A 26,277-nucleotide genomic window follows, 5' to 3' on the forward strand; every position below is an offset into this window, starting at 1 on the left:
CGCATGGAAACTTTTAGCTTAGGCGTCGTTCTTTTTACCCTGATCGTGTTGGGGCTGGTGGCCATCATCATGGCTGCGCGGTCCAAGCTGGTGTCGACCGGGAACGTGAACATCACCATCAACGGTGAGAAAACCATCTCGGTCCCAGCAGGTGGCAAACTGCTGCAAACGCTGGCGGCCGAGAAGCTGTTCGTCCCCTCCGCCTGTGGCGGCGGTGGCACCTGTGCGCAATGCCGGGTGCGGGTGCATTCGGGCGGTGGCTCGATCCTGCCAACCGAGGAAAGCCATATCACCAAGCGTGAGGCTTCGTGCGGTGACCGTCTGTCCTGTCAGGTCGCTGTCAAGCAGGACATGGACATCGAAGTCCCCGAAGAGGTCTTTGGCGTCAAGAAATGGGAATGCACCGTTCGCTCGAATGAAAACGTGGCGACCTTCATCAAGGCCCTGACCCTGGACCTGCCTGAAGGCGAGGACGTGAACTTCCGCGCCGGTGGCTATATCCAGATCGAGGCCCCCGCGCACGCGTTGAAATATACCGATTTCGACGTGGAAGAGGAATATCGCGAAGATTGGGACAAGTTCAATCTGTGGCAATACGAATCCGTCGTGGCCGAACCGATTGAGCGGGCTTATTCCATGGCCAACTATCCGGACGAAAAAGGCATGATCATGCTGAACGTCCGAGTGGCTTCGCCGCCTCCGGGTTCGGATGGTATCCCCCCGGGTCAGATGTCGTCGTATATCTTCAACCTGAAACCGGGTGACAAAGTCACGATTTCGGGTCCGTTTGGTGAGTTTTTTGCCCGCGACACGCAGAAAGAGATGGTCTTTATCGGTGGTGGTGCGGGCATGGCCCCTATGCGCAGCCACATCTTCGATCAGCTCAAGCGTCTGGAAAACCGCGATCGCAAGATCAGCTTCTGGTACGGCGCGCGGTCGAAGAAAGAGATGTTCTTTGTCGAGGATTTCGACCAACTGGCCGAAGAGTTCGACAATTTCGAATGGCATGTCGCCCTGTCGGATGCGCAGCCCGAGGACGATTGGAAAGGCTATACCGGCTTCATCCACAACGTTCTGTTCGAAGAATACCTCAAGAACCACCCCGCGCCCGAGGATTGCGAGTTCTACATGTGTGGACCGCCGATCATGAACCAGTCGGTCATCAACATGCTGCTGGACTTGGGCGTGGACCGCGAAGACATCATGCTGGACGATTTCGGCGGATAAGACAGGATAAACCGGCGCAGCACAGCGCCGGTTTTTTTACAACCGGAGGTCGCTGGCCTCTGGCGGCAGACAGGATTTGACGTCGAACAACACGCTTTGATCCTTGCCAAAGGCGCGTATCTCGGCTGGGGCGAGCGCCAGAAATTCCTGATGCGCAACTGCCAGAACGATACCGTCATAGGCACCGGTTTCAGGCTGCGAAGTCAATGAAATCCCGTATTCCTTCTGCGCGGCAACTGCATCCGCATGGGGGTCGTGGACATCGACTGTGACGCCATAGTCTTGCAACTCGTCAATGATATCGACAACGCGCGTGTTGCGCAGGTCGGGGCAGTTTTCCTTGAAGGTCAGACCCATCACCAGCACGCGGGCGGCGGCTACATTGATCCCGTCGCGCATCATCCGCTTGACCAGTTGCGAAACCACATAGCCGCCCATACTGTCATTCAACCGACGCCCGGCCAGAATGATCTGCGGGTGATGGCCCACAGCTTCGGCCTTGTGGGTCAGGTAATAGGGGTCTACGCCGATGCAATGCCCGCCCACCAGACCGGGGCGGAAGGGTAGAAAGTTCCACTTGGTCCCCGCGGCGCGCAGAACTGCATCGGTGTCGATATCCATCCGTCCAAAGATCATCGCCAGCTCGTTCACCAATGCGATATTCAGGTCGCGTTGGGTGTTCTCGATCACCTTTGCGGCCTCGGCCACACGGATGCTTTCCGCCTTGTGGGTGCCTACCGTGATGATCCGCGCGTAAAGCGCATCCACCAGATCGGCCACCTCGGGCGTCGAGCCGGACGTAACCTTGCAGATATCCGCGATCCGATGCGTCTTGTCACCGGGGTTGATCCGCTCGGGGCTGTAGCCTGCAAAGAAATCGTGGTTGAACACTAGGCCCGAGGCGCGTTCCAACACTGGCACACAGTCTTCCTCGGTCGCGCCGGGGTAGACGGTGGATTCGTAGACCACAAGATCGCCGGGTTTCAGCACGCGTCCAACGGTTTCAGACGCGCTGAGCAAAGGTGTTAAGTCAGGCTGCTTGCCCGCTGTGATCGGGGTGGGGACGGTGACGATATAGGTGTCACATTCCGCGATTTCTGCCGCATCGGTGGTGAAGGACAGGCCGGTTGCGGCGCGCAGGTCCTCGGGCTCGACCTCATGGGTTGCGTCCTGACCGGCGCGCAGGGCGGTTATCCGGGCTGTGTTGATGTCAAAGCCGGTCACAGGGCCGATTTTGCCGAAGGCCACGGCCAGCGGCAGGCCGACATAGCCCAGTCCGATCACAGCGATCTTGCGGGCGTTGGGGTCTGTTTCAAACATCGCCGTCATTTACCATGATAGTCGCGGAACCACGCGACGAACCGGGCAATGCCCTCTTTGAAATCGGTTTGCGGGCGGTACCCTGTCAGGGATTGCAGCAGATCATTATCGGCCCATGTCGCAGGCACATCGCCCATCTGCATAGGCATGTAGTTTCGGATAGCCTTTTTGCCCAAGGCATCCTCAATGGCCTCGATGAAGTCCATCAGCCGCACCTTGTCTCCATTGCCGATATTCACCACCCGCCAAGGCGCTACCGGAGACAGGCTGTCGCCCTCGGCAATCTGATCCGCGCTGTCCGGGCGCACGGGCGGCACGTCGATCAGCAGGCGGATACCCCGCACCAGATCCTCGACATAGGTGAAGTCGCGGTACATGTCGCCGTGGTTGTAGATGTCGATCGGTCGGTCATCCAGAATGGCGTCCACAAATTTGTAGAGCGCCAGATCGGGACGCCCCCAACTGCCGTAAACAGTGAAAAAGCGGAACATCGTCGTCGGCAGGTTCCACAGATGAGCGTAGGAATGGCCCATCGCCTCATTTGCTTTCTTCGTGGCTGCGTAGATCGTCAGAGGGGTGTCGGCCTTTTCGACCTCGGTAAACGGCATCTCTTCGTTCGCACCGTAAACGGATGAGGTCGATGCCATCAGCAGATGCGCAACTTCATGTTCGCGGGCAATCTCCATGACATTGAATGTGCCCACGACGTTTGAGTTGATATAGCTGCGCGGGTCTTCCAGGCTGTAACGCACCCCGGCTTGTGCGGCGAGGTGAACGATGACCTCGGGTTTGAAGTCATCGGCGACCTGTTTTAGGCGGTCGTGATTTTCCAGCAAGTCCTCGGTTGCGGAAAAGCCCGGGTTTTGCAGCAACATCTGGTGGCGGCGCTGCTTGAGGGTGACGTCGTAATAGTCGGTCATCCCGTCATAGCCGTGCACACGAAAGCCTTCGACCAGCAAAAGCTTGGCCAGATGGAACCCGATGAACCCGGCCGTTCCGGTGACAAGAACCCGTTTCATGCAACCCTCTGTTTCATCGCCGTTTGATGCTGCATCAGGGATACTGTCACCGGCCCGAGGTCAAGCGGTTTTCGCACTTTGTAGCGTCAACCGACGATCATCTGTTTCATGCGAAGGGCTTCGTATTCCAGCTCTTTCAGGCGGAAATGCACGACGTCGCCAATGGTGATCACGCCGCGCAGGGCGCCGTCGGCGAGAACCGGCATATGGCGGAATCGCCCCTCGGTCATGGTTTTCAGAACGTCGTTCAGCGGGTCATCAGGTGCGCAGGTTTTGACCTCACGCGTCATCAGGTCCTCGACCGATTGGGGAAGCGTCTGACCGGGGGTGTCGGCCATGCGGCGCACGATATCGCGTTCCGACAGAATGCCCTGCAGTGCGCCGTTTTGATCGGTCACCAGAACCGCCCCGATTTTCTTTTCCTTCAGCGTGTTCACCACCGAGTGAATCGTGTCGTTTGGACGCACCGAGAACACCGCATTTCCCTTGCCCTCAAGCAGTTTCGCCACGGTCGTCTGCGAGTGTGACAGGTTCGAGTCGACCGACTGGCTGCGCGTGCTGGTCTCGGCCTTGTCGCCGCGGGTCGGTGGCTGGTAAGAGCTTGGGGCCATGGGCAATCTCCTTCTGCTTTGTTATTTACCTTAGCGCAGCCAAACGACCTGTATAGGGTGCAATTGCCCGTTCCGGGGAAAACTGCCGAAAACCAAGGATATCCGAACTTTTGTCCGACCTTTCTCTGACCCCGCCTGTTGCAGCGCTGATCTTTTTCGCCGTGGTTGTATGCGGGCACAATTTTCGCATGGCATGGAAACAACAAGCGCCGGGGTGGCAGAAAAAGGCGTGGCTGTTTGGGGTGCCTGCCGGAATTGGTCTGCTGGTTTTGGGCTTCATGCCGCTGAAACTCTGACGCAGGTTTGACTCTGATCCGGGGCGCTGGCATATGCCGGGCACGTTTTCCTAAGAGGGTGCTGTGATGCGTCTTGTCCCCGTTTTGGCTGTTGCCGCGCTGGTGTCTGGCTGTTTGTTCGACAAAGAACCAGAGGTCGTGCGCCTGTCTGGCGAAACCATGGGGACGACCTTCAACATCACCGCCATCGGCGTGGACCTTGACGAAGAGGCGCTGGCAGGTGCAGTCGATCAGACGCTGGCCGAGGTCAACGCCAAGATGTCCAACTGGGATCCGAATTCCGAGGTGTCCACCTTTTCTGCGTCGGACAGCACCGATGCCGTGGCAGTATCTGACGAATTTGCGTTGGTGATTGATGCGGCAAATGACGTGCACGAGAAAACGGGCGGCACGTTTGACGTCACCCTTGGCCCGCTGATTGAGCTGTGGGGCTTTGGCCCGCGCAAACCCGAAGATCCTGTGCCATCGGATGCCGAAATTCAGGCCGCGCTGGACAGCGTCGGTCAGTCCCGCCTGTTGACGCTGGACCGCGAGGCCGGGACGTTGGCCAAATCGGATGCGGATGTAGGCATCAACTTGTCGGCCATCGCCAAAGGCTATGGCATTGATGCTGTGGCCGAAACGCTGCGCGAAGCTGGGATTGAGAACTACATGGTCGAGATCGGCGGCGATCTGGTCACTATGGGTCAGAATGACAAGGGTGAGGCATGGCGGATCGGGATCGAAAAACCTGAAACTGGCGTGCAGGCCATTCAGTTGATCGTTCAGCTTGACGATCTGGGGATGGCGACCTCGGGCGATTACAAGAACTTCTTCGAACAGGACGGCGTGCGCTATTCGCATATTATCGACCCGGTGACAGGCCGCCCGATCACGCATCGGACCACCTCGGTCACGGTGCTGGCGGAAAACGCGATGATGGCCGATGCCTGGGCCACGGCCATGTTGGCGCTGGGGCAGGAAAAAGGGCTGGAACTGGCCGAAAAGCATAAACTTGCCGTGTATTTCATCTCGCGGGATGTGACAGGGGGCGAAGATGCCTATATCACGGTTCATAGCAGCGCGTTCAAAGACGCCTTGGGCAGCAACTGACGGATACGGATCATGAGCACCTTTATTCTGGCTTTCATACTGCTGGCTCTTGTGATGGTGGGCATGTCGTTGGGCGTGATGCTGATGGGCAAGACCATCAAGGGCAGCTGTGGCGGTCTGAACGCGATCTCGGGTGCGGATAAATGCGTGGTCTGTCAGAAAGATGTCGACCCGAACAGCCCGCTGCGTGATCAGTTGCAGTGCAAGCGCGCCAAGAAGATGCTGGAACAGATGGAACGCGAAGCGCAGGTGTAAATTCCGCTTCGCCGCTGACGCCGAATTGGTTAGCCTAAGCCCCGGACGATCAAAGGGGCGTATCCGTGGCAAAAGCCAAAAACATCCTGTTCATCATGTTCGACCAGCTGCGCTGGGATTACCTGAGCTGCTACGGCCATCCGCATCTGCATACTCCGAATATCGACCGGTTGGCGGCGAGGGGTGTGCGATTTGACAGGGCTTATATCCAATCACCCATTTGCGGCAGCTCTCGCATGTCGACCTATACGGGGCGCTATGTGCATTCGCACGGCGCATCCTGGAACGGCATCCCGCTGAAGGTTGGGGAGATGACGATGGGCGATCATTTACGCAAGGCCGGAATGGAGTGCTGGCTGGTCGGCAAAACTCATATGCGCGCGGATGCCGAAGGGATGGCCCGGCTGGGTCTGGAGCCTGACAGCCTGATTGGGGCCCGTGTGGCTGAATGCGGTTTTGACGTATTCGAACGCGATGACGGGATGCTGCCCGAGGGGCCGGATGGTTATTACGATCCGGGCGGCGCGAAAGAGTACAACAAGTACCTCACTGCCAAAGGGTATGAGAGTGACAACCCGTGGCACGACTTTGCCAATTCTGGTCTTGATGCAGATGGCAACGTTTTGTCCGGCTGGTTCCTGAAGCATTCGACCGAGGCGGCAAATATCGCCGAGGAAGACAGCGAAACCCCATACCTGACCGGGCGAGGGATCGAGTTCATGGATACTCATGACGGCCCCTGGTGTTGCCATCTGAGCTTCATCAAGCCCCATTGGCCTTATATCGTGCCCGAGCCCTATGCCTCGATGTACGGCCCCGATGACGTGCTGCCGGTAAACCGGTCCGAGGCTGAGCGTGACAACGCGCATCCCGTTCTGCGCGCTTTCATGGACACAAAGATTGGCCAGACATTCTCGCGGCAGGATGTGCGCGAGGCGGTGATCCCCGCCTATATGGGCCTGATCAAACAGGCTGATGACCAGATGGGCCGCCTGTTCGACTGGATGGAAAAAACCGGCCGGATGGAGGACACGATGATCGTGCTGACCTCGGATCACGGCGATTTTCTGGGCGATCACTGGATGGGGGAGAAGACGTTCTTCCACGATGCCTCGACCAAAGTGCCGCTGATCATCTATGATCCATCGTCCGCCGCTGACGCCACGCGCGGCACGGCCTGTGATGCGTTGGTGGAAACCATCGATCTTGCCCCGACCTTTCTGAATGTGGCCGGTGGCGCAGATGCCTCGCATATCCTCGAAGGGCATTCCCTGTTGCCGATCCTGTATGGGACACAGGCGGAAACTCCGCGGGATGTGGTGATTTGCGAATATGATTATTCGGCCTCGCCACTGGCGGAGAAACTGAATGCCTCGGTCCGCGACGCGGTGATGTTCATGGTCGCCGACAGGAAGTGGAAGCTGATCCATTGCGAGGGTGGCCATCGTCCTTTGCTGTTTGATCTGGAAAACGATCCACAGGAATTGACCGATCTGGGCGACAGCGCCGACCACGCCGACGTCATCGCGCAGATGTATGAGCATCTGTTTACGTGGACCCGCAGGCAATCTCAGCGCACCACGCGGTCCGAGGCGCAACTGATCGAGATGCGGACCAAAAGCCGGGGCCGGGGGGTTGTTGTCGGCATCTACGACGAAAACGACATGCCGTTGGAGTTGACGGTGAAATACCGAGGCCGCAAAGCGCGCCCGTATCGGGAGATTGTCGGCAAGGATTAAATTCGCCGCGTCTACGCCAAAAGGCGGTTCACCCGGCGTCGGCCAAGGGGTAAAAGGTCAGGCAAGAGCAGCAATCCCGGAGAGTCCGAATGACCGCCCCCAAACCTGTCGTCCTGTGCATTCTTGATGGTTGGGGTCTGTCCGAGGACACCGAGGCCAACGCCCCCTATCTGGCGCAGACCCCGACATTTGACGCGATCATGGCGCATGGGCCGCACGCACGGCTGATTACACACGGCCCTGACGTGGGTCTTCCCAGCGGTCAGATGGGCAACTCAGAGGTTGGCCATACCAATATTGGTGCAGGCCGCGTGGTGGCGATGGATCTGGGGCAGATTGATCTGGCAATAGAAGATGGGTCATTTTTCAAAAATCAAGCATTGCAGGCCTTCATTGCCAAGGTGAAGGCGGCGGGCAGCACGGCGCATCTGATGGGTCTGGTCTCGGATGGCGGCGTGCATGGGCACCTGAACCACATCGTGGCGGCGGCCAAGGCGATCACGGATGCGGGCGTGCCGGTGGCGTTGCACGCGGTGACGGATGGGCGGGACGTGGCTCCGAAATCGGCCGCGCCCTTTGTTGCCGAACTGGAAGAGCGACTACCCGAAGGCGCGCAGATCGTCACCGTCAGCGGGCGCTACTATGCCATGGACCGCGACAATCGGTGGGAAAGGGTCAGTCAGGCCTATGCTGCCATGATCAACGGGCAGGGGCGGGCGGCTAGCACGGCGCATGGGGCCATCGACCACGCTTACAACCAGTCGGAAACCGATGAATTCATCGTGCCCTCGGTGCTGGACGGGTTCGATGGGGTGACGGATGGCGACGGGTTCTTCTGTCTGAACTTCCGCGCCGACCGCGCCCGCGAAATCCTGCGCGCGATTGGCGAGCCGGGTTTTGCCGATTTCGACACCGGGCCGCGTCCGCATCTGTCGGCTTTGCTGGGAATGGTGGAATACTCAGACGGCCACAACGCCTATATGACCACTGTATTCCCCAAGCGAGACATCGTGAACACCCTCGGTGAATGGGTGGCCAAACAAGGTCTGCGTCAGTTCCGTTTGGCCGAGACCGAGAAATACCCCCATGTCACCTTCTTCCTCAACGGTGGCAAGGAAACCCCCGAGGTGGGCGAAGACCGCTATATGCCCAAATCGCCAAAAGTAGCGACCTATGATTTGCAGCCCGAGATGTCGTCGGCCGAGGTGACGGCCAAATTCGTTGAGGCGATTGAAGAGGGCTATGACCTGATCGTCACCAACTATGCCAACCCCGATATGGTCGGCCATACCGGTGATCTTCAGGCAGCTATCAAGGCGTGCGAGGCGGTGGATCAGGGCTTGGCGCAAGTTGTTGCGGCGCTGACCAAAGCAGGGGGCGCGATGATCGTGACGGCGGATCACGGCAACTGCGAGGTGATGGTCGACCCTGAAACCGGTGGGCCGCATACAGCGCATACGCTGAACCCGGTGCCCGTGGCTTTGGTCGGCGGACCCGAGGGCGCTACGCTGCGCGAGGGGCGGCTGTCGGATCTGGCACCGACACTGTTGGACCTGATGGGACTGGAGCAGCCTCAGGAAATGACCGGGCGCAGCTTGCTGTCATGAGGGCGCTTCCTGTTCTGCTCGCAGCCCTTCTGGCAGTCCCGCTTTACGCGCAGACGGACCCGTCCACTGCGGCGCTGAACGCGGCGCGCCAGCTCGAGGCGGCCTCGATCGCGCTGACCGAAGCCGACAGCGCTCGGGATCGGGTGCGGGCGTTGACCACCACGGTGCAGGCGTATGAGGCCGGGTTGACGGCGATGCGCGAAGGCTTGCGCAAGGCCGCTACGCGCGAGGCGCAGCTGACCGCCGAACTGCACGCGCGGGAAAAGGATGTGGCGCAACTGTTGGGTGTGTTGCAAACGATCGAGACCACAGCGCCGCCGGTTTTGATGCTGCACCCGTCGGGCCCGTTGGGGTCCGCGAGGGCGGGCATGATGTTGTCCGAGGTCACGCCGGGCCTGAATGCCCGCGCTCAGGCGCTGGCCAGTGATCTGCGAGAGGTTCAGACGCTGCGCCAATTGCAGCAAAGTGCGACCGAAACCCTGACCGAAGGTCTGGTGGGTGTGCAAACCGCCCGAACCCAACTAAGCGCCGCGATTGCCGACCGTACAGACCTGCCGCGCCGCTTTGTCGAAGACCCTATTCGTACCGCCATCTTGATTTCCTCGACCGAGACTTTGGAAGGCTTCGCAAGCGGTCTGTCCGAGATTTCCGAGGGTGAGATTGCCGCCACCAATGCCGATGTATCCGACCGCAAGGGTCAGATCGACCTGCCGACGCAGGGGATCATCCTGCATCGCGCGGGCGAGACCGATGCCGCAGGCGTGACCCGCCCCGGCATTGTGATGGGCACCCGGCCCCGCGCGATTGTTACATCGCCCACGGCCGCGACGATCCGCTATCGCGGGCCGCTGCTGGATTTGGGCAATCTAGTGATATTGGAGCCGCAACCGGGTCTTTTGTTCGTCTTTTCCGGCTTACAAGAGGTGTATGGAGAGACGGGTCAGGTGATCCCGCAAGGCTCACCCGTTGGGTTGATGCCAGGTGAAACGCCGGAAATCGGCGCTATTTTGTCAACAAGCAGTGATGGCACTGGAACTGACCGCTCAGAAACGCTCTATATAGAGGTAAGACAAGAAAACAGCCCCGTGGACCCGGAATCGTGGTTTCGGACCGACAAGGATGGATAACCGAGTATGAAGAAATTTGTGATGGCCGGTTTGGCCGGAACCGTGGCAGGCATTATCGCAACCACTCAGATTGCAGGCCCCTTGCTGGCGCAAGAGGCCGAGAACAAGGCGAGCGTTTATCAGCAGCTTGACCTTTTTGGGGACATTTTCGAGCGTATCCGTTCGCAATATGTCGAAGAGGTTGAGCCCGAAGATCTGATCGAAGCGGCGATTGACGGAATGCTGACCTCGCTTGATCCCCATTCCAGCTACCTGTCGCCCAGCGATGCAGAGCAGATGCGTGTTCAGACGCGCGGTGAGTTTGGCGGGCTGGGGATCGAGGTTACGCAGGAAGAAGGCTATGTCAAAGTGGTCTCACCCATCGACGACACGCCGGCTGATGAGGCCGGGATCGAAGCGGGCGATTTCATCACCCATGTGGATGGCGAAAGCATTCTGGGCCTGACGCTGGACAAGGCGGTCGATCTGATGCGCGGGCCGGTGGGCTCGGAAATCGTGATCACCGTAGTTCGTGAGGGCGAGCAGGAGCCTTTTGACATCACCATTGTCCGCGACACGATCAAGCTGACTGCCGTGCGCGCCCGGACCGAAGGTACTAGTGTCGTTCTGCGTGTGACGACGTTCAACGACCAAACCTTCCCCAATCTGCAAGAGGGCCTGAACGAGCAGATCGAAGAGATCGGCGGCATCGACAAGGTCAACGGCGTTGTTCTGGACCTGCGCAACAATCCCGGTGGTCTGCTGACGCAGGCGATCAAGGTTTCAGACGCATTCCTGAACGAGGGCGAAATCGTTTCAACCCGTGGTCGTGACCCGGACGAGGGTGAGCGGTTCAACGCCACCGCCGGCGATCTGGCCGAAGGCAAGCCGATCGTGGTGCTGATCAATGGCGGGTCGGCCTCAGCCTCGGAAATCGTGGCGGGTGCGCTGCAAGACCATCGCCGGGCGATTGTCGTGGGCACGAAGAGTTTTGGCAAAGGCTCGGTCCAGACGGTCATGCCGCTGCGCGGGGATGGTGCGATGCGTCTGACGACGTCACGCTATTACACGCCGTCGGGACGCTCGATCCAGGCGCTTGGGGTCAGCCCGGACATTATTGTGGAACAACCGCGTCGCGCTGCGGATACCGAGGAAGAGGAAACAAACCCCCGCACCCGGTCCGAGGCCGATCTGCGTGGCAGCCTGAACAATGACAGCCTCAGCGAGGATGAGATCCGTCAGATCGAGGAAGACCGCGCCAAGGCTGAAGAAACCGCCGAATTGCGGGAAGAGGATTACCAATTGGCCTATGCCATCGACATCCTCAAAGGTCTGTCGGCCTTCCGGCCCAACGGCCCGTCCCAGTAAATCGAAGGGCCGCTCCAGGGCGGCCCTTTTCTTATGAACTTAGCTTTCGACCTTCCGCAGCTTCTCTTCATCCAGCATCGTCGCGAGGATCATACCGACCGAGACCGAGATGGCGGCGAAGACAAAGGCCATGTTCATGCCGCTGTCAAACGCCGATGCGATAGCGGTTTTCACCTGTTCGGCCTCTGTCGGGGTCAGCTTGGCCATCACGGTTTTGGCGGAATCGGTAGTCAGCGTGCCGCCGTTGATGGCCCTTTGATCCGCATCGGACATTTTGATGCCATCCACCGCAAGCTGTTTGCCAAGGCTGGAGAGGCTGGTGGCATACATGATCGCGGTGGCGAACGCGACTGAGATGGCACCATAGACGAGATGGGTCATGAAGCTTAACCCGCCAACAAGCCCGGCGCGTTCGGGTTTGACCGCACTGACCGCAGCCGTACCCGATGGCCCCACTGTCAGCGTTGCGCCCAGCCCGATCATGGCCATGCCGGGCAGGATCTGGAAATAGCCCAGCCCTGCAGGCATCACCACGATGCTGAGCGCCCCTACGGTGGCAATGAGATAGCCCCAGAACAACAGCCGCTTCGGCCCGAAGTCGTTATAAAGCGTCCCAGAAACGATCGACCCGATCGCCAACAGTAAAGTCAGCGGGGCCAGCCCAAGCGCTGAATGAAAGACCGACCAGCCCAGAACCTTCTGCATATATTGCGGGAAATACAGCAGCCCGACAAAGGCGGCTGAGACATTGAACATGTTCAGACCCAGCGTGATCAGAAACTCTCGGTTCTGCATCATTTGGGGCAGCAGCAGCGGCTCTTTCACACGCTTTTCGATTATGGGGAAAGACAGGAACAGCACGGCGCTGACGAAGAACACCATCAGCAGTGGCGGCGAGGCCCAACCCCAATCCGCGCCCACATCCAGTCCGTAAAGCAGCAGCAGGACCGCCAAGGACAATAGAACCATTCCGGCGATGTCCAGATGCTCACCCTGTTTGTGCTGTTTTTCACGCTCCATCAGGATCAGTGCCGTAATCATCGAGATGGTCGAGAATATGACATTGGCCAGGAAGAACAGCCTCCAATCACCGAAACTGACCGCTGCGCCGCTGATCAAGGGACCAAACACATTGCCACTGGTGACACCCGCCAAGATCATGCCCATGACCAAGGCCCGCTGTTCAGGCTTGGCGATCTTGGTGGCGCCAAAGGCCAGCGCGCAAGGCCAAACACAACCTGCGCCGATACCTTGCAAGGCGCGCGAGAGGATCAGGAAATCGAGGCTGGGGGACAGAAAACACATGACCGAAGAAAACAGAAAGATCGACAGCCCGATCAGCATCATTTTGCGGTGGCCGAACATGTCCCCCATCCGGCCTCCGGCCACCATGGTCATGGCAAAGAACAGGGCGTAGATGTTTAACACCCATTGGGTCGAGGTGATGTCCGCGTCAAAGCTGTTTTCGATCGCGGGGACCAGTATCAAGGCGCCGGTAAAGTCGATCCCGATGCCAAACCCTGTCACCATCAGGGCGATGACCTTGATAATACTCGTCCGGTCCATACCAATACTCCACCAATCGCCTATCGGTTCATGATGCACGGAAAACGCTGGAAAGATAGGGGCTTGGGTCGCAGGCGTCAGGTATCGGACTGTTGCGACCGGCGAAAGGCGCGTTTCAGAAGGTCCAGTTCCGCGCGCAGCAGGTCAATCTCGGCCCGCAGATCGTCCGCCGCAGGAACCCCTGCAATGATGGTGAAATCGCCCAGTTTTTCCGAACTGTCCCGATCTAGGATGACAAAGCTGTGCACCCCGTCCGACAGAGCCGAGTTCGGGACGGGAATAGCCAGCGCCCAGCCATCGGGCGAGGCAGTCAGAGTTACGCCGTCCAACACCTCATCCCGGTAGTGAACTGAGACGTGCGGCTCGGCTGAGGATGTGATCAGCCCTTGCCAGATTCCGTTTTCCAGTCTGAGCGGCGTCAGGATGGGGTGCGTCATGATATGGGCCTCATAAATCGGCGCGATGGTGGCGGCAGAAGGTCAGTTCGCGCACAAAAATGCGGTTCATCGTCGGGGCGTCAAAGATGAGATCTAGCCAGATCTTGTCGATCCGCCGCTCATTCAGGGGTAGGTGGGCCAAATCGATATCGACCCCGCCTGTTCGGTTTGGGTCTAACTCCCTGAGAACCTGTTCGGTATTGGGGCCGTGCTGGATGTTCAAACGGGCCATTCCGTGTGTATCGCGTTCCGCCTCGATCTGCGCATCGACCCGTATCAGGTGCTGCTTGGTCAGACCCTGCGCGGCATCTGCGGGCAACGCGACGGACAGGGACAGAAAGGAGCCTGCGAATTCGAACACCTCGAGACTGAGCCCAAAGGGTGCCAGATCATTGTCGCGCCGGTTGCGCGTCTGGCGCAGGCTGATTTCCGACAGCGCGCAGTCGTGAAACAAGGTAGTCTGACCGTCCAACGGTGTTCTGCGCGGGGCCGAGGCCAGCCCGCTGCGCGACAGCGGTTCGCGCCAGAGGTCGGGGCGCCAGCTCCAATCTGTGCCAAGGGGTTTGGCGAATTGGTTTGATCCGATCAGGGGCCGCGTCAAACGGCCATCCGCCGCATGGATCAACCGGTCCAGATCGGCGCGCAGCTTGCGCGCTTCGTCTCGCTGGTGGCGCAACTGGGCGGGGGGTGTGTGCCCGGCCATCTGTGCGGCCTGCCGCCAACGGGCCTGCACCTTGCGGAAAATATAGCGATCCAGAAATTTGCCCATGGTCCCCGTCATCTTTTGTTGACCACTGTTTAGTCAATGACGGTGGTTAGGATAAAGCCGAAACCCGGAAATATCGCGTTAATTCCGACGGAACAGTCGGGTTTCGGCTGGGCAGGCGGGTTGCGATCTGATACCCGCAGGGCCGTTCTTGCAATCGCGTGGACCAATGCGTACCGTCCGGCACCTGATTGCTGTAGATCATCCGAAAAAGCGCGTATCAAAAAACTTGAGGCAAGGCCGGGGTATGGAACCCACTCTTTTTTCGTTCATTTGGAAGTATTCGAAGAAGCAACAGATTGTGCTGTTGGTGCTGACGGTTCTGTCCTTCCCGTTTCTCTACGCCTCGTTGGAGTTGCCCAAGCAGATCATCAACGATGCCATCGGTGCGCCCAGCGATACGGTGACGGTGCTGGGGATCTCGTTCACACAGGTCCAGTATCTCTTGATTCTGTGCTGCGCGTTCTTGCTGACGGTGATCATCAGCGGGCTGATGAAGATGCGCATCAACACGATGAAGGGCGTTCTGGCCGAACGGATGCTGCGTCGGCTGCGGTTCACACTGATCCACCGTACCATGCGCTTCCCAAAATCCTATTTCCAGACCACCAGCCAGGGTGAGCTGGTGTCGATGATCACCTCCGAGGCAGAGCCGATGGGAGGGTTGATGGGCGATGCGATTGCCCAGCCGGTCTTCCAGTTCGGGCAGATGATGACCATCGTCACCTTTCTGTTTATGCAAAGCGTTTGGTTCGGATTGGCCAGCATCGCGCTGATCCCGCTGCAAGCGTGGATCATTCCCAAGCTGCAACGGCAGATCAACCTGCTGAACAAGGACCGCATCCAGGAGGTGCGTCATCTGAGTTCGGAAATCGGCGAAAGTGCCGCGGGCATCAGTGATCTACGTACCAATGGGGGCTGGCGATATCGTCTGGCGCTGTTCAGTCATCGGTTGGGCACCTTGTTCGAGATCCGGTTCAAGATCTACAACAAGAAATTCTTCATGAAATTTCTCAACAATCTGATCACTCAGATGACGCCGTTCCTGTTCTATTCGGTTGGCGGCTATCTGGCGATCAAAGGAGAGGTTACGGTGGGCGCGCTGGTTGCGGCGCTGGGGGCCTACAAGGATCTGAGCGGCCCGTGGAAGGATTTGCTGACTTATTACAATCAGGTGCAGGATATGTCTCTGCGCTGGGAAATCGTGACCGAGCGGTTCGCGCCGGACAATATGATTCCAGAAAACCTGTTCGTGGGCGAGCCAGAGACGATTCCACACCTTACGGGCGTAATTCAGTTGCGCAACGTGACAGTCCGCGACGATGACGGCAAAACGATCCTTGAAGATATCGACCTGACGATCCCCAAGGGCGCGCGGGTTGCGATCCAATCTTCGAACGCGGCCGAGCGCAGTGCGTTGGCTCAGGTCCTCACGCGCGAGTTGCTTCCGGTGCAAGGCGATGTGACCATTGGCGGGCACGATCTGCAAGGGTTGCATCAGGCGGTGATCGCGGCCCGGATAGGCTATGCCTATTCGCGGCCCTATCTGTTCGACGGGACCTTGGGGGACAATCTGCTGATGCCCCTGCGCACCCGTCCGAAACATGCAGAAGAGGCCAAAAAAGCGCCGACACGTTGGCAGATCGAAGCGGAGCGCGCCGGAAACCCGGTGGATTCCCTGTCGGACGAGTGGATCGATCCCGCGCTGGCCGGGTTGGAGGATATCGACGACATCCGGGACTGGTGGTTCCAGCTGGTCGAATCCATGGGCATTGACGAGTTCATGTTCCGCCGGACTTTGCGGTCTCAGTTCGATCCGGTGCAGCACCCGTCGTTGGCGCGTGAAATTGTCGATCTGCGCAGCCGCGTGGCTGAGCGGTTGCAGGAAAAGGGGCTGGACCGGTATGTTTACCGCTTTGACCCGGATCTGTTCAACCCGGCGGTTCCATTGGGGGGCAACCTGCTTTACGCCGCGCCGTCGCATGATATTTCGCCCGATATTCTGGCGGGCGACCGGCGGTTCATGTCGATGTTGCGGGCTCATGATCTGGATGACGACGCGATGGGGATCTCCAGCGCGGTGCTGAAGACGCTGAACCGCACTTTCGGACGGGATGGCACCGATCACCCGCTATTCCTGCGGTTGGGCATGACCAAGGACATGTATTACCGCCTGCTGGATATCGAGGAACGGCGCAAGCTGAAGGGTGAGGCCGGGATCACCGATCAGGAGCGCGCGCTGCTGTTGACCGTTCCTTTCCTGTTGACAGCGGAACAGATTGGCCCCGATTTCCCCGACGAATACAAAGAGAAAATTCTGGCCATCCGCAGCGGACAGGCGGACCGTCTGCGCGCGCATCTGAAGGGCATGTTCATCCCCGTCGCGCCTGACACCTATATCGAGCGTATGACGGTTATTGAGAATGCGCTCTTTGGCCGTATCTCGTTGATGGCGGGCGCGCATGCGGATGAGATCGAGGATGTGGTGGCCGATATCTTGAACGAGGCCGGTCTGCGCCGTCGTGCGGCGGCGATCATCTATGACTTGCCCTCGGGGCTGGGCGGAAACAACCTGCCGACGGTGTTTCAAGAGCGCGCTGCCTTTTCGCGCGCTGGAATCAAGCGGCCCGATGTCCTGATCCTGGACAAGGCGCTGGCCAGCCACGATTCCGAAAGCCGACTGCGGACGCGGTTGAAACTGCGAGAGCTGTTGCCCGACTCGATCATGATCTTCATGGAAGATCACTTTGCCCATCCCGAGGCTTACGACCTGTTTGTCGAGATCAAGGATGGCCGTATCGACGGCGTCTCCAAGACGCGAACCCTGGACGAGGTGGACACGACTGAGGATCTCAGCCGCAAGCTCAAGATCATATCCTCGACCGAGCTGTTCGCCGGCATGGATGGCCGCAACCAGCGCCTGCTGGCTTTTTCGGCGCAATGGTACCATGCCACGGCTGGTCAGGTCATCTTTTCATGCGGTCAGGCACCGGATGCGGCCTATCTTTGCATCTCGGGCCGAGCCAGCCTGGAATGGCCCATCGATGGCGGCACCTCGCGGCAGGTTTCGGTTATTGAACCGGGCCGTCTGATCGGGGATTTGTCCATCATCACTCGGGACCCCCGTCAGTTGGACCTTGTGGCGCTGGAGGAGTGTTCCTTCCTGCGCATTGGTGCCGAAGAGTTCCGCGCCGTGGTCGACAGCGACGCGGGTGTTGCCGTTCAGTTGCTTGAAACTGTTGCCGGGTATCTGACCTCACTGGCCAACCGGGTGAACGAGACCAAGGACCCAACCATCTTCCTGGAAGATCCCGGCCAGCCCGAGAGCGTAAATGAACGTGCCTGAGATCAGCTCGCCCCGCTACGGGTCGCATGAACAGCTTGTGGCCCCGGCTCGGGCGCGCGCTGAGATTTGGCGTCTGTTGGCGGGGTTGGGCATCGTCGCAGCCGTTGTCATTGCCCTGAATCTGGCGCTTCTGATCGTCATTTCAGCTATAGGGTCCTACGAATGGGCCGAGGCGTTTTTGTCCGGTTCCTCACCGTTGTCCATGTTGGTTCTGCTGAGCAGTTTCGCCTTTGTGACATTGGGCGTTCGACTGGCGGTCCGCCGTATTCACCAAAGGTCGCTCGCGTCTGTTTTGGGCCCACTAGGTCAAAGTGTTGCACAGTTCTGGGTCGTCTTGCGCGCATTGGTGGTGCTTGGTGTCGTCATCACGGTGTTGCCGCCATATGATATGGGGGCCGCTTTCGTTCCGAATCTGGCCTTGTCGACATGGCTGTTGTTTCTGCCCCTGTCTTTAGGTGCAGTTCTGATTCAAACCAGCGCAGAAGAGTTTTTGTTTCGCGGCTATATGCAACAAGCCCTCGCTGCGCGATTCCGGTCGCCTGCGGTGTGGATACTCGTCCCATCTTTGCTGTTCGGAATAGGCCACTACGCCCCCGGTACCGCCGAAGGGAACGCCGGGCTGATTGCGCTTTGGTCTATCATGTTTGGCGTTTTCGCGGCTGATCTCACCGCGCGCTCAGGCACGTTGGGCCCTGCGATAGCACTCCATTTCTTCAACAATACCGTGGCGTTGCTGTTCATCTCGTTGCCTGACAGCCTAAGCGGCCTTGCCCTTTTCCACCTGCCTTACGACATGTCCGATACCGGTATATTGCGGCAATGGCTCTACGTGGATTTCGCCATCATGACCGTCAGTTGGCTGACCGCGCGCCTTGCGCTCAGGCGTTGATTGCATTTCTTTCCGTTGCGTCTTATTTGACGTCAAAGCCGCATTAGCAAGGTTCCGACATGAACTGGATCACAAACTACGTCCGCCCCCGGATCAACTCGATCTTTTCGCGCCGCGAGGTTCCCGAAAACCTTTGGCACAAATGCGATGAATGCGGAACGATGTTGTTTCACCGCGAACTGGCGGCAAACCAGAATGTTTGCACCCAATGCGATCATCACATGGCGATCACCCCACGGGAACGCTTTGCTCACCTGTTCGACGGCGGTATCTTTACCGAGGTAGAGGTCCCTGCGCCCAAAGACGACCCGCTGCAGTTCCGCGATCAGAAGAAATACCCCGACCGGATGAAGGCGGCGCAGAAAAAGACCGGCGAGAAAGAGGCGATGCTGGTGGCTGCCGGTGAGATTGGCCGCACACCGATCATTGCGGCAGCGCAGGACTTTTCCTTCATGGGCGGCTCAATGGGCATGTATGTCGGCAACGCCATCATCGCCGCCGCGCAAGAGGCGGTGAAGCTGAAACGCCCGTTGATCCTGTTTTCTGCCGCTGGGGGTGCGCGGATGCAGGAAGGCATCCTCAGCCTGATGCAAATGCCGCGCACGACTGTGGCGGTCGAGATGCTGAAAGAGGCGGGCCTGCCTTATATCGTCGTGCTGACTCACCCGACCACCGGTGGCGTCACTGCGTCTTATGCGATGCTGGGTGACGTGCACATTTCCGAACCCAACGCGCTGATATGTTTTGCCGGGCCGCGCGTGATCGAACAAACCATCCGTGAAAAACTGCCCGAAGGGTTCCAGCGCGCCGAATACCTGCTGGATCACGGTATGCTGGACCGCGTCACCAAGCGCACCGAAATGCGGGACGAGTTGATCACCATCACCCGGATGCTGCTGAATCAGCCGCCAGCGGTGATGGGCGATCTGCCCGCTCCAACCCCGGAAGAAGCCCAGCCCGAAGCAGCGGCTGAATCTGCGGACGAAAAATGACATCACCGTCTTCTGACGTCGTCCTCGACCGGATGATGGCGCTGCATCCCAAGATCATTGACCTGACCTTGGATCGGGTATGGCGTTTGCTGGCCGCGCTGGATAACCCGCAAGAGATGCTGCCCCCGGTGATCCATATCGCCGGGACCAACGGCAAAGGCTCAACCCAGGCGATGATCCGCGCAGGGCTCGAAGGGGCAGGGCTGTCGGCCCATGCCTATACCTCGCCGCATCTGGCTCGGTTCCACGAACGTATCCGCTTGGCCGGAGAGCTGATCTCGGAACCGGCCCTGACCGAGGTGCTCGACGAATGTTACGCCGCCAATAACGGCGAAAACATCACTTATTTCGAGATCACGACCTGCGCCGCCCTTCTGGCTTTTGCGCGCACACGGGCCCATTACACTCTGCTCGAAGTGGGTCTTGGCGGGCGTCTAGACGCCACCAATGTGATCCACGAACCCGCAGTTACGGTGATCACGCCCGTGTCCATCGACCACGAACAGTTCCTTGGCAATACGCTGGGCAAGATCGCGGCGGAAAAGGCCGGGATCATCAAACCCGGCGTGCCCTGCATCGTCGGACCCCAACCCGATGAAGCGCTCGAGGTCATAGAATACACCGCCGCCCGTCTTGGCGCGCCGCTGCTGGTTTACGGCCAGCACTGGCATGTACACGAGGAAAACGGACGCCTGATCTATCAGGACGAAACGGGTCTGCGCGACCTGCCTCTGCCAAACCTGTTGGGCGCGCACCAGATCCAGAACGCAGGTGCCGCGCTGGCGGTCCTGCGCCACCTGAACCTGGGCGATGACGCCTATGAGGCCGCCGTCACCCGCGCCGAATGGCCAGCCCGGATGCAGCGCCTGAAAACCGGCCCGCTAGTTGATGCCGCTCCCCAAGCAGAGCTATGGCTGGACGGAGGCCACAACGCCGCCGCCGGGATCGCCTTGGCCGATGTGCTGGCGAAACTGCCTAAATGCCCCACCCATATGATCTGCGGGATGCTCAACACCAAGGACGTCACCGGATACCTGGCTCCACTGGCCGCACAGGCCCAAGGCCTGACTGCCGTTTCCATACCGGGAGAAGCCGCCACGCTTAGCGCCGAAGACACCGCATCCGCGGCCGCCAAAGTCAATCTGCCGGCCACTACTGCAAACAGTGTCATGGATGCTTTAACCGCCATCGTCACGGATGACCCGCAAGCCCGCGTCCTGATCTGCGGCTCGCTCTATCTGGCTGGTCACATCCTACGCGAAAACGGCTAACTCCCGATCCGTGCCGCTTCATCTGGCCAAAAATATCCCGGGGGAGGCGCGCAAGGCGCGTCGGGGGCAGAGCCTCCTATGTCCCCCAATCTTGTGCTTGCATCTCACGTAGACGCGAGGCAGTCCGTTCAAATTCAAACGTCCCTTCACCCTCGACATACAACATCTCAGGTTCCGCGGCCGCCGAGCAAATCAATCGCACCTTCGCTTCGTAAAGCGCGTCAATCAACGTCACAAAGCGTTTCGCCTCGTTAAAATTGTTGCGCGACAGGCGGGGAATGTCCTCCAACACAAGCACTTTGATGGCTTCTGCAATGGCCAGATAATCCGCAGGCCCCAACATCCGCCCACATAGATCGTAGAAGCTGGCGCGCGCCACCCCATTCCGAAACGCCGGTAGCTCGACCGCGCGACCATTGACCTGCAAAACCAAGGGATCAGCCTGACCCCCGGACAAGTCCTGCCACACAGCCCGAACGCTCTGCCGCGCCTCAGGTCCAATCGGGGTGAAATAGACCGGCGCTCCTTCCAAACGGTTCTGGCGATAGTCGGTGGGCGAGACCAACTCCCACACCTGAAGCTGTTCCTTGATATGCGCGATGAACGGCAGGAACAGCTGCCGGTTCAGGCCATCCTTATACAAATCGTCCGGGTGCCTGTTCGAGGTCGTGATCACCGCCACCCCGCCCGCATGCAGCAGGTCGAACAGACGTCCCACAATCATTGCATCGGTGATATCGGTGATCTGCATCTCATCAAAAGCCAGCAGGCGGACGGATTTCACAACCGCATCGGCCACCGGGGCCAACGCATCCTCGACGCCATCGGCGCGGGCTTTGTGCATCCCGGCATGGATTTCCTGCATGAAGGCATGAAAATGAACGCGTCGTGCGGGAATATCCTCCAGCGCATCAACAAACATGTCCATCAGCATCGACTTGCCGCGCCCAACGCCGCCCCACAGATACAACCCCTGCGGTGCAGGTGGGGCCTTGCGGAAAAATCCGCGTTTGACCGGGGCGGCCAGAGCCTGACGGATACGTTCGAAATGAGGAAGAACAGCCTCTTGCGCATCGTCTCGGGTCAGTCTGCCATCGGCAATGCGTGCCTCGTAAAGCGAAATCAAATCCGTCATATTCCGAGGCATACCCGCCGCGCAGCCCGTTGAAAAGCGGCCATTCCCGCGACGCATCAATTTTGCTGATCCGAAGTCCCAAAACTCCTGAATTGACCACGTCAAGATTTCCTCTACCGTCCATGGACCGAACCGTCCGAGGGCCCAATGCCGCAATACGAACGCCTGCTGAACCCGATCCTGATCGTCGGCTGCATCATCATCACGGTCAGCTTTGCCGTACGCGCGTCGTTCGGGGTGTTCCAGATTCCGATCGCCGACGAATTCGGCTGGCTACGCACCGACTTCTCGATGGCGATTGCGATTCAGAACCTGGCCTGGGGGATCGGTCAGCCGATCTTTGGTGCGCTTGCGGAAAAAATTGGTGACAGGCGCGCGATTGTTCTTGGAGCGCTGACTTATGCCGCGGGCATGGTCCTGACCGCGTGGTCGGTGACACCGTTCGAACATCAACTATACGCTTGGCTTGTAGGTTTTGGCATTGCCGGAACCGGGTTTGGTGTAATCTTGGCTGTTGTCGGGCGGGCGTCTTCGGATAAGAACCGCTCGATGTCTCTGGCTATCGTGACGGCAGCAGGCAGCTTTGGACAGGTCCTTGGCGCCCCCGCAGCCGAATGGATGCTGAGCTTTCTGCCCTGGCAGCAGGTTTTCATCATCTTCGCGCTGCTTATTCTGGCCCTTGTCCTGACCTTGCCTTTCATGCGCGCGCCGCAAGCGGCCACCAAGGCCGAGTTGCAGGACAGCATGGGTGAAATCCTGGCGCACGCTTTCCGAGACCCATCTTACGCGCTGATCTTTCTAGGCTTTTTTAGCTGTGGCTACCAATTGGGTTTCATCACCGCCCATTTCCCCGCCTTCGTGACCGAGATGTGTGGGCCGATCCAACCAGGAGGAGTACTGCACGCCGTCGGGATCACGACAACATCGGCGCTGGGGGCTGTATCGATTTCTCTGATCGGTCTGGCTAATATAGGCGGCACACTGGTAGCGGGTTGGGCGGGTAGCCGCTTTCCCAAGAAATATCTGTTGGCCGGGGTCTACACGGCGCGGACGCTTGCGGCCGCTGTCTTCATCGTCTTTCCGATTACACCGATCTCTGTCATCGTCTTTTCTCTGGTCATGGGGTCGCTATGGCTGGCCACAATCCCGCTGACATCAGGGCTGGTCGCTCATCTTTATGGGTTGCGGTATATGGGTACGCTCTACGGGATCATCTTTTTCAGTCACCAGATTGGTAGTTTTTTGGGCATTTGGTTGGGGGGCCGCATGTATGACGCTTATGGCGACTACACGATGGTCTGGTGGATCGGCGTTGCCATCGGTGCTTTCAGCGCAATCGTTCACCTGCCCATCCGCGAAAACCGTACCCCTGTTCCAGCGTGACCATGGCCTTAAAAACCGCAGCGCGACACGCGCTGCCCGGCCCAACCGGAGGTGACGCATCTTTGATGCGGCTTCGACGGGCGGGAGCGTTACGCCCTTTGTGCCGCGCGTAACTCCCGTTCCAAAGCGTCCAGAAACCGGGATCGGTCGGCCCTGTTGAACGGTTTCCCTCCGCCACCAGCGCCCAGCGGATTGGCCGCGCGCAGGTCGGCCATCAGATCGCGCATCGCCAGTTGCTGGCCGATATTGGCGGCGGTGAAGGCCTCGCCATTGGGGCGGAGAACCCGAGCACCGGCGTCGACGCATTTCGCGGCCAGCGGGATGTCGGACGTCACCACCACATCGCCGACACCGCAGCGCTCGGCTATCCACTTGTCCGCCTCGTCCGCGCCCTCAGATACGACCACAACCTGTACCAAAGGATTGGCCGAGGGGCGCAAACCCCCATTTGACACCAGTGCCATCGGTACCTTGTGCCGGGTCGCCACACGTTCGGCCTCGGCTTTTACCGGGCAGGCATCGGCATCGATATAAAGCGTGGTCACGCCTTTTTCGCCTGTTTCGCTGCGGGTTTTTTCTTGACCTTGAACTCTTCGGGAATGGGCATTCGGTTGAACGCATCCAGCCCGGCGATTTTATAGGCTTCGGCCAGTGTCGGATAGTTGAACGTGTTCTGCACAAAATAGTCCACGGTGCCCTTCAGGTTCAGCACGGCCTGCGCGATGTGGATCAGCTCGGTTGCGCCTTCACCAACGATCTGCACCCCCAGCACCCGGCGGGTCTTCAGCGAGAACAGCATCTTCAGCATCCCGTGCTCCAGTCCCATGATGTGCCCGCGCGAGGTTTCGCGGAACCGCGCCACGCCGACCTCATAGGGGATACCGCGTTCTTGAAGCTCTTCTTCGGACATTCCGCAGGTGGAAATCTCGGGGACGGAGTAGATGCCGTAGGGGTACCACGGGCTTTCCGGCAGGGTTGGGGTCTCCAGCGCATGACAGGCCGCGACGCGACCTTGCTGTAGGGATGTGGATGCCAGAGAGGGATGCCCGATCACGTCGCCCGTCGCATATATATGCGGCACAGCGGTTTGATAAGTCTTGCGATCCACCGTGATCCGGTTGCGGTGATCTGTCTCCAGACCCACCGCCGACAGGTTCAGGGCCGATGTCGCGCCCATGCGCCCGGCGGCAAACAACAGCATCTCTGCCCGCACGTGGCGGCCATTGTCCAGCGTGACTTCCACATGGCCGCCGGCATCCTCGATCTTTTCGACCGCCGAACCCAACCGCAAGTCCACGCCGTTTTCGCGGATCTGATGGGTGAAATCGTGGATCAACCGGCTGTCGATGAAGTCCAGAAAGGTCTCGCGCGGCTCGATCAACGTGACCCGCACATCCAGCGCCGAGAACATGGTGGCATATTCCACCCCGATCACGCCCGCGCCGATCACGCAGAGCGACCGGGGGATCTCGTCCATTTCAAGAAAATCGTCGCCGTCCACCACGGTCTTGCCGTTGAAGGGCACATAATCGGGCCGGTAGGTCTTGGTTCCGGTGGCGATCAGGAACTTGGCGGCTGTCAGCCGGGTCGTCTTGCCCGCATCCGTTGCAACCTCGATCTCATGCGGGCCGACGAATTTCGCCATACCGTTCAGCGTTTCCACGTGGTTGCGGTTGAACTGGTGTTCCAGAACATCGACCTCGTGATCCAGCGTCATGTGCAACCGAGCCTTGAGGTCCTCGGCCCGGATTTGGTCTTTCACCCGATAGGACCGCCCATAGAAACTGCGCTCGCGCCAGCCCGAGAGGTTCAGCACGGTTTCCCGCAGGGTCTTCGACGGGATCGTACCGGTGTGAACCGAAACGCCGCCCAAGCGGTCTTTGCGGTCGATCACCAGCACCCGGCGTTGCAGTTTGCCTGCCTGAATCGCAGCCGCCCGCCCCGAAGGGCCAGACCCGATGATGATCAGGTCGTAGTCGAAATCGCTCATGCGTTAGTCTCCGTACAGCGCCTCGGCGTGGAAGGTGATATGATCTTCCATGAAGGTCGACACAAAGAAATACGAATGGTCATAGCCCGGCTGCAAGCGATAGGTTGCCTGTTGGCGACGCTCTGCAATCGCCTGCGCCAACGCCTCAGGGCGCAGCAGGTCCATGAATTGATCGCTGGCCCCGGTGTCGATCAGGATGGGGCCGTCAAAGCCTTTTTCCTTCATCATCAGCGAGGCGTCATGTTTGGTCCATGCGGCCTCATCATCACCCAGATAGGCGCTCAACTGCTTGCGACCCCAATCGGCCCCCGTCGGGTTCGAGATCGGCGCAAAAGCCGAGACTGAGCGATAGCGCCCCGGCAGGTTCATTGCCAGCGTCAGCGCGCCATGACCGCCCATCGAATGGCCGGAGATGGCCTGACGCTCCATGTCGATGGCAAAGTTTTCAGCCAGCAGGGCGGGTAGTTCCTCGGCCACGTAATCCCACATGTTGAAATGTGGGGCCCAAGGGGTTTGGGTCGCGTTCACGTAAAAGCCCGCACCTTGGCCCAGATCGTAGTCCTCGTGATCGGCCACGCCCTCACCACGCGGAGAGGTGTCGGGAAACACAACCGCAATCCCTTGTTCTGCCGCCCACGCCTGCGCGCCCGCTTTGGTCATCGCGTTTTCATGGGTGCAGGTCAGGCCCGAAAGATACCACAGGACTGGAACTGGGCCGTCCTTGGCCTCGGCAGGCAGAAACAGGCCAAAGGTCATGTCGCATTGGCAAGCGGTCGAGGCATGGCGGTAGACGCCCTGTACGCCTCCGAAGCAGGTGTTTTCCGAAACGGTTTCCATCTGGCTTGTGTCCTTACATTGGGGT

The 26,277-nt window shown here is 59.2% G+C and carries 23 protein-coding genes; 13 read left to right on the plus strand and 10 right to left on the minus strand.

Translation table 11 applies throughout. The features are described from left to right. Positions 1-3: 3 nt before the first annotated feature. Positions 4-1,227, plus strand: coding sequence for an NADH:ubiquinone reductase (Na(+)-transporting) subunit F (gene nqrF, locus ACR0L1_RS13140; protein ID WP_170789852.1), 1,224 nt, complete (start codon positions 4-6; stop codon positions 1,225-1,227). A 36-nt stretch (positions 1,228-1,263) separates the two neighbouring features. On the opposite strand, the gene tviB is transcribed toward nqrF, so the two are convergent. The 3 genes from tviB to ACR0L1_RS13155 all read right to left on the minus strand — a co-directional run bounded on the left by tviB (position 1,264) and on the right by ACR0L1_RS13155 (position 4,177). Then, positions 1,264-2,547 carry a Vi polysaccharide biosynthesis UDP-N-acetylglucosamine C-6 dehydrogenase TviB gene (gene tviB / locus ACR0L1_RS13145; protein ID WP_480505859.1) on the minus strand — a complete coding sequence of 428 codons (1,284 nt, stop codon included), beginning with the start codon at positions 2,545-2,547 and terminating at the stop codon, positions 1,264-1,266. Between the two features lie 5 nt (positions 2,548-2,552). Beyond that, complete coding sequence (locus ACR0L1_RS13150; RefSeq protein ID WP_480859275.1) at positions 2,553-3,566, minus strand: GDP-mannose 4,6-dehydratase; 1,014 nt, start codon at positions 3,564-3,566, stop codon at positions 2,553-2,555. 86 nt (positions 3,567-3,652) lie between these two features. Then, positions 3,653-4,177 carry a CBS domain-containing protein gene (locus tag ACR0L1_RS13155; RefSeq protein WP_170773146.1) on the minus strand — a complete coding sequence of 175 codons (525 nt, stop codon included), beginning with the start codon at positions 4,175-4,177 and terminating at the stop codon, positions 3,653-3,655. A gap of 110 nt (positions 4,178-4,287) precedes the next feature. Between ACR0L1_RS13155 and ACR0L1_RS13160 the strand changes: the two genes are divergently transcribed. The 7 genes from ACR0L1_RS13160 (at position 4,288) to ACR0L1_RS13190 (ending at position 11,640) form a co-directional block, all read left to right on the plus strand. Then, positions 4,288-4,473 carry a hypothetical protein gene (locus ACR0L1_RS13160; RefSeq protein WP_170773143.1) on the plus strand — a complete coding sequence of 62 codons (186 nt, stop codon included), beginning with the start codon at positions 4,288-4,290 and terminating at the stop codon, positions 4,471-4,473. 66 nt (positions 4,474-4,539) lie between these two features. Next, the gene (locus ACR0L1_RS13165) at positions 4,540-5,565 is read left to right on the plus strand and encodes an FAD:protein FMN transferase (protein WP_480505863.1); all 1,026 of its coding nucleotides are present in this window, start codon (positions 4,540-4,542) and stop codon (positions 5,563-5,565) included. A gap of 12 nt (positions 5,566-5,577) precedes the next feature. Next, positions 5,578-5,820 carry a (Na+)-NQR maturation NqrM gene (gene nqrM / locus ACR0L1_RS13170; RefSeq protein ID WP_170356551.1) on the plus strand — a complete coding sequence of 81 codons (243 nt, stop codon included), beginning with the start codon at positions 5,578-5,580 and terminating at the stop codon, positions 5,818-5,820. A gap of 65 nt (positions 5,821-5,885) precedes the next feature. Further along, complete coding sequence (locus tag ACR0L1_RS13175) at positions 5,886-7,559, plus strand: sulfatase-like hydrolase/transferase (RefSeq protein WP_480859276.1); 1,674 nt, start codon at positions 5,886-5,888, stop codon at positions 7,557-7,559. Positions 7,560-7,648: 89 nt separating this feature from the next. Continuing rightward, complete coding sequence (gene gpmI, locus ACR0L1_RS13180) at positions 7,649-9,166, plus strand: 2,3-bisphosphoglycerate-independent phosphoglycerate mutase (protein WP_480859277.1); 1,518 nt, start codon at positions 7,649-7,651, stop codon at positions 9,164-9,166. Continuing rightward, entirely contained in the window at positions 9,163-10,293 is a 1,131-nt protein-coding gene (locus ACR0L1_RS13185) for a murein hydrolase activator EnvC family protein (RefSeq protein ID WP_480859279.1), read from the plus strand. The genes gpmI and ACR0L1_RS13185 overlap by 4 nt, the downstream gene beginning before the upstream one ends. Before the next feature lie 6 nt (positions 10,294-10,299). Continuing rightward, positions 10,300-11,640 carry a S41 family peptidase gene (locus ACR0L1_RS13190; RefSeq protein WP_480859281.1) on the plus strand — a complete coding sequence of 447 codons (1,341 nt, stop codon included), beginning with the start codon at positions 10,300-10,302 and terminating at the stop codon, positions 11,638-11,640. 39 nt (positions 11,641-11,679) lie between these two features. Here ACR0L1_RS13190 and ACR0L1_RS13195 read toward each other — a convergent pair whose 3' ends face one another. The 3 genes from ACR0L1_RS13195 to ACR0L1_RS13205 form a co-directional block, all read right to left on the minus strand. Beyond that, entirely contained in the window at positions 11,680-13,206 is a 1,527-nt protein-coding gene (locus tag ACR0L1_RS13195) for an MFS transporter (protein ID WP_480505869.1), read from the minus strand. A 77-nt stretch (positions 13,207-13,283) separates the two neighbouring features. Further along, a complete protein-coding gene (locus tag ACR0L1_RS13200) occupies positions 13,284-13,643 on the minus strand; it encodes a hypothetical protein (RefSeq protein WP_170785606.1) in 360 nt (119 codons plus the stop codon). A 10-nt stretch (positions 13,644-13,653) separates the two neighbouring features. Beyond that, positions 13,654-14,412 carry a DUF6478 family protein gene (locus tag ACR0L1_RS13205; protein WP_480859283.1) on the minus strand — a complete coding sequence of 253 codons (759 nt, stop codon included), beginning with the start codon at positions 14,410-14,412 and terminating at the stop codon, positions 13,654-13,656. Between the two features lie 244 nt (positions 14,413-14,656). Between ACR0L1_RS13205 and ACR0L1_RS13210 the strand changes: the two genes are divergently transcribed. The 4 genes from ACR0L1_RS13210 to ACR0L1_RS13225 are packed head-to-tail and all read left to right on the plus strand — an operon-like array spanning position 14,657 to position 20,907. After that, the gene (locus ACR0L1_RS13210) at positions 14,657-17,755 is read left to right on the plus strand and encodes an ABC transporter transmembrane domain-containing protein (RefSeq protein WP_480859285.1); all 3,099 of its coding nucleotides are present in this window, start codon (positions 14,657-14,659) and stop codon (positions 17,753-17,755) included. After that, positions 17,742-18,644: a CPBP family intramembrane glutamic endopeptidase gene (locus ACR0L1_RS13215; RefSeq protein ID WP_480859288.1), complete on the plus strand. Its 903-nt coding sequence runs from the start codon at positions 17,742-17,744 to the stop codon at positions 18,642-18,644. Before ACR0L1_RS13210 ends, ACR0L1_RS13215 begins: the two co-directional genes overlap by 14 nt. 59 nt (positions 18,645-18,703) lie before the next feature. Further along, complete coding sequence (gene accD, locus ACR0L1_RS13220) at positions 18,704-19,636, plus strand: acetyl-CoA carboxylase, carboxyltransferase subunit beta (RefSeq protein WP_480859290.1); 933 nt, start codon at positions 18,704-18,706, stop codon at positions 19,634-19,636. Continuing rightward, positions 19,633-20,907, plus strand: a complete 1,275-nt coding sequence (locus ACR0L1_RS13225; protein ID WP_480859291.1) for a bifunctional folylpolyglutamate synthase/dihydrofolate synthase — start codon at positions 19,633-19,635, stop codon at positions 20,905-20,907. Before accD ends, ACR0L1_RS13225 begins: the two co-directional genes overlap by 4 nt. A gap of 76 nt (positions 20,908-20,983) precedes the next feature. On the opposite strand, the gene zapE is transcribed toward ACR0L1_RS13225, so the two are convergent. Then, on the minus strand, positions 20,984-22,042 hold the full coding sequence (zapE, locus tag ACR0L1_RS13230) for a cell division protein ZapE (protein ID WP_480859293.1): 1,059 nt from the start codon (positions 22,040-22,042) through the stop codon (positions 20,984-20,986). Between the two features lie 147 nt (positions 22,043-22,189). On the opposite strand from zapE, the gene ACR0L1_RS13235 reads away from it, so the two are divergent. Then, positions 22,190-23,425 carry an MFS transporter gene (locus ACR0L1_RS13235; protein ID WP_480859295.1) on the plus strand — a complete coding sequence of 412 codons (1,236 nt, stop codon included), beginning with the start codon at positions 22,190-22,192 and terminating at the stop codon, positions 23,423-23,425. 89 nt (positions 23,426-23,514) lie between these two features. Here the strand turns inward: ACR0L1_RS13235 and ACR0L1_RS13240 are convergent, their stop codons facing one another. The 3 genes from ACR0L1_RS13240 to fghA are packed head-to-tail and all read right to left on the minus strand — an operon-like array spanning position 23,515 to position 26,252. Continuing rightward, on the minus strand, positions 23,515-23,970 hold the full coding sequence (locus ACR0L1_RS13240; protein WP_480859297.1) for a YaiI/YqxD family protein: 456 nt from the start codon (positions 23,968-23,970) through the stop codon (positions 23,515-23,517). Further along, a complete protein-coding gene (gene sthA / locus ACR0L1_RS13245; RefSeq protein ID WP_480859299.1) occupies positions 23,967-25,415 on the minus strand; it encodes a Si-specific NAD(P)(+) transhydrogenase in 1,449 nt (482 codons plus the stop codon). The genes ACR0L1_RS13240 and sthA overlap by 4 nt, the downstream gene beginning before the upstream one ends. A 3-nt stretch (positions 25,416-25,418) precedes the next feature. After that, complete coding sequence (gene fghA / locus ACR0L1_RS13250; protein ID WP_170789837.1) at positions 25,419-26,252, minus strand: S-formylglutathione hydrolase; 834 nt, start codon at positions 26,250-26,252, stop codon at positions 25,419-25,421. Positions 26,253-26,277 lie beyond the last annotated feature (25 nt).

This window comes from Ruegeria sp. J8 (assembly GCF_056531925.1).

What these genes read in the sequence shown, in the direction of transcription:
- nqrF (WP_170789852.1), top strand. Translation starts at nt 4, where the DNA reads ATGGAAACTTTTAGCTTAGGCGTCGTTCTTTTTACCCTGATCGTGTTG.
- ACR0L1_RS13205 (WP_480859283.1), bottom strand. Translation starts at nt 14,412, where the DNA reads ATGGGCAAATTTCTGGATCGCTATATTTTCCGCAAGGTGCAGGCCCGT.
- tviB (WP_480505859.1), bottom strand. Translation starts at nt 2,547, where the DNA reads ATGTTTGAAACAGACCCCAACGCCCGCAAGATCGCTGTGATCGGACTG.
- ACR0L1_RS13195 (WP_480505869.1), bottom strand. Translation starts at nt 13,206, where the DNA reads ATGGACCGGACGAGTATTATCAAGGTCATCGCCCTGATGGTGACAGGG.
- zapE (WP_480859293.1), bottom strand. Translation starts at nt 22,042, where the DNA reads ATGACGGATTTGATTTCGCTTTACGAGGCACGCATTGCCGATGGCAGA.
- ACR0L1_RS13235 (WP_480859295.1), top strand. Translation starts at nt 22,190, where the DNA reads ATGCCGCAATACGAACGCCTGCTGAACCCGATCCTGATCGTCGGCTGC.
- fghA (WP_170789837.1), bottom strand. Translation starts at nt 26,252, where the DNA reads ATGGAAACCGTTTCGGAAAACACCTGCTTCGGAGGCGTACAGGGCGTC.
- accD (WP_480859290.1), top strand. Translation starts at nt 18,704, where the DNA reads ATGAACTGGATCACAAACTACGTCCGCCCCCGGATCAACTCGATCTTT.
- gpmI (WP_480859277.1), top strand. Translation starts at nt 7,649, where the DNA reads ATGACCGCCCCCAAACCTGTCGTCCTGTGCATTCTTGATGGTTGGGGT.
- ACR0L1_RS13165 (WP_480505863.1), top strand. Translation starts at nt 4,540, where the DNA reads ATGCGTCTTGTCCCCGTTTTGGCTGTTGCCGCGCTGGTGTCTGGCTGT.
- ACR0L1_RS13185 (WP_480859279.1), top strand. Translation starts at nt 9,163, where the DNA reads ATGAGGGCGCTTCCTGTTCTGCTCGCAGCCCTTCTGGCAGTCCCGCTT.
- ACR0L1_RS13190 (WP_480859281.1), top strand. Translation starts at nt 10,300, where the DNA reads ATGAAGAAATTTGTGATGGCCGGTTTGGCCGGAACCGTGGCAGGCATT.
- ACR0L1_RS13225 (WP_480859291.1), top strand. Translation starts at nt 19,633, where the DNA reads ATGACATCACCGTCTTCTGACGTCGTCCTCGACCGGATGATGGCGCTG.
- ACR0L1_RS13200 (WP_170785606.1), bottom strand. Translation starts at nt 13,643, where the DNA reads ATGACGCACCCCATCCTGACGCCGCTCAGACTGGAAAACGGAATCTGG.
- ACR0L1_RS13215 (WP_480859288.1), top strand. Translation starts at nt 17,742, where the DNA reads ATGAACGTGCCTGAGATCAGCTCGCCCCGCTACGGGTCGCATGAACAG.
- ACR0L1_RS13150 (WP_480859275.1), bottom strand. Translation starts at nt 3,566, where the DNA reads ATGAAACGGGTTCTTGTCACCGGAACGGCCGGGTTCATCGGGTTCCAT.
- ACR0L1_RS13210 (WP_480859285.1), top strand. Translation starts at nt 14,657, where the DNA reads ATGGAACCCACTCTTTTTTCGTTCATTTGGAAGTATTCGAAGAAGCAA.
- nqrM (WP_170356551.1), top strand. Translation starts at nt 5,578, where the DNA reads ATGAGCACCTTTATTCTGGCTTTCATACTGCTGGCTCTTGTGATGGTG.
- sthA (WP_480859299.1), bottom strand. Translation starts at nt 25,415, where the DNA reads ATGAGCGATTTCGACTACGACCTGATCATCATCGGGTCTGGCCCTTCG.
- ACR0L1_RS13155 (WP_170773146.1), bottom strand. Translation starts at nt 4,177, where the DNA reads ATGGCCCCAAGCTCTTACCAGCCACCGACCCGCGGCGACAAGGCCGAG.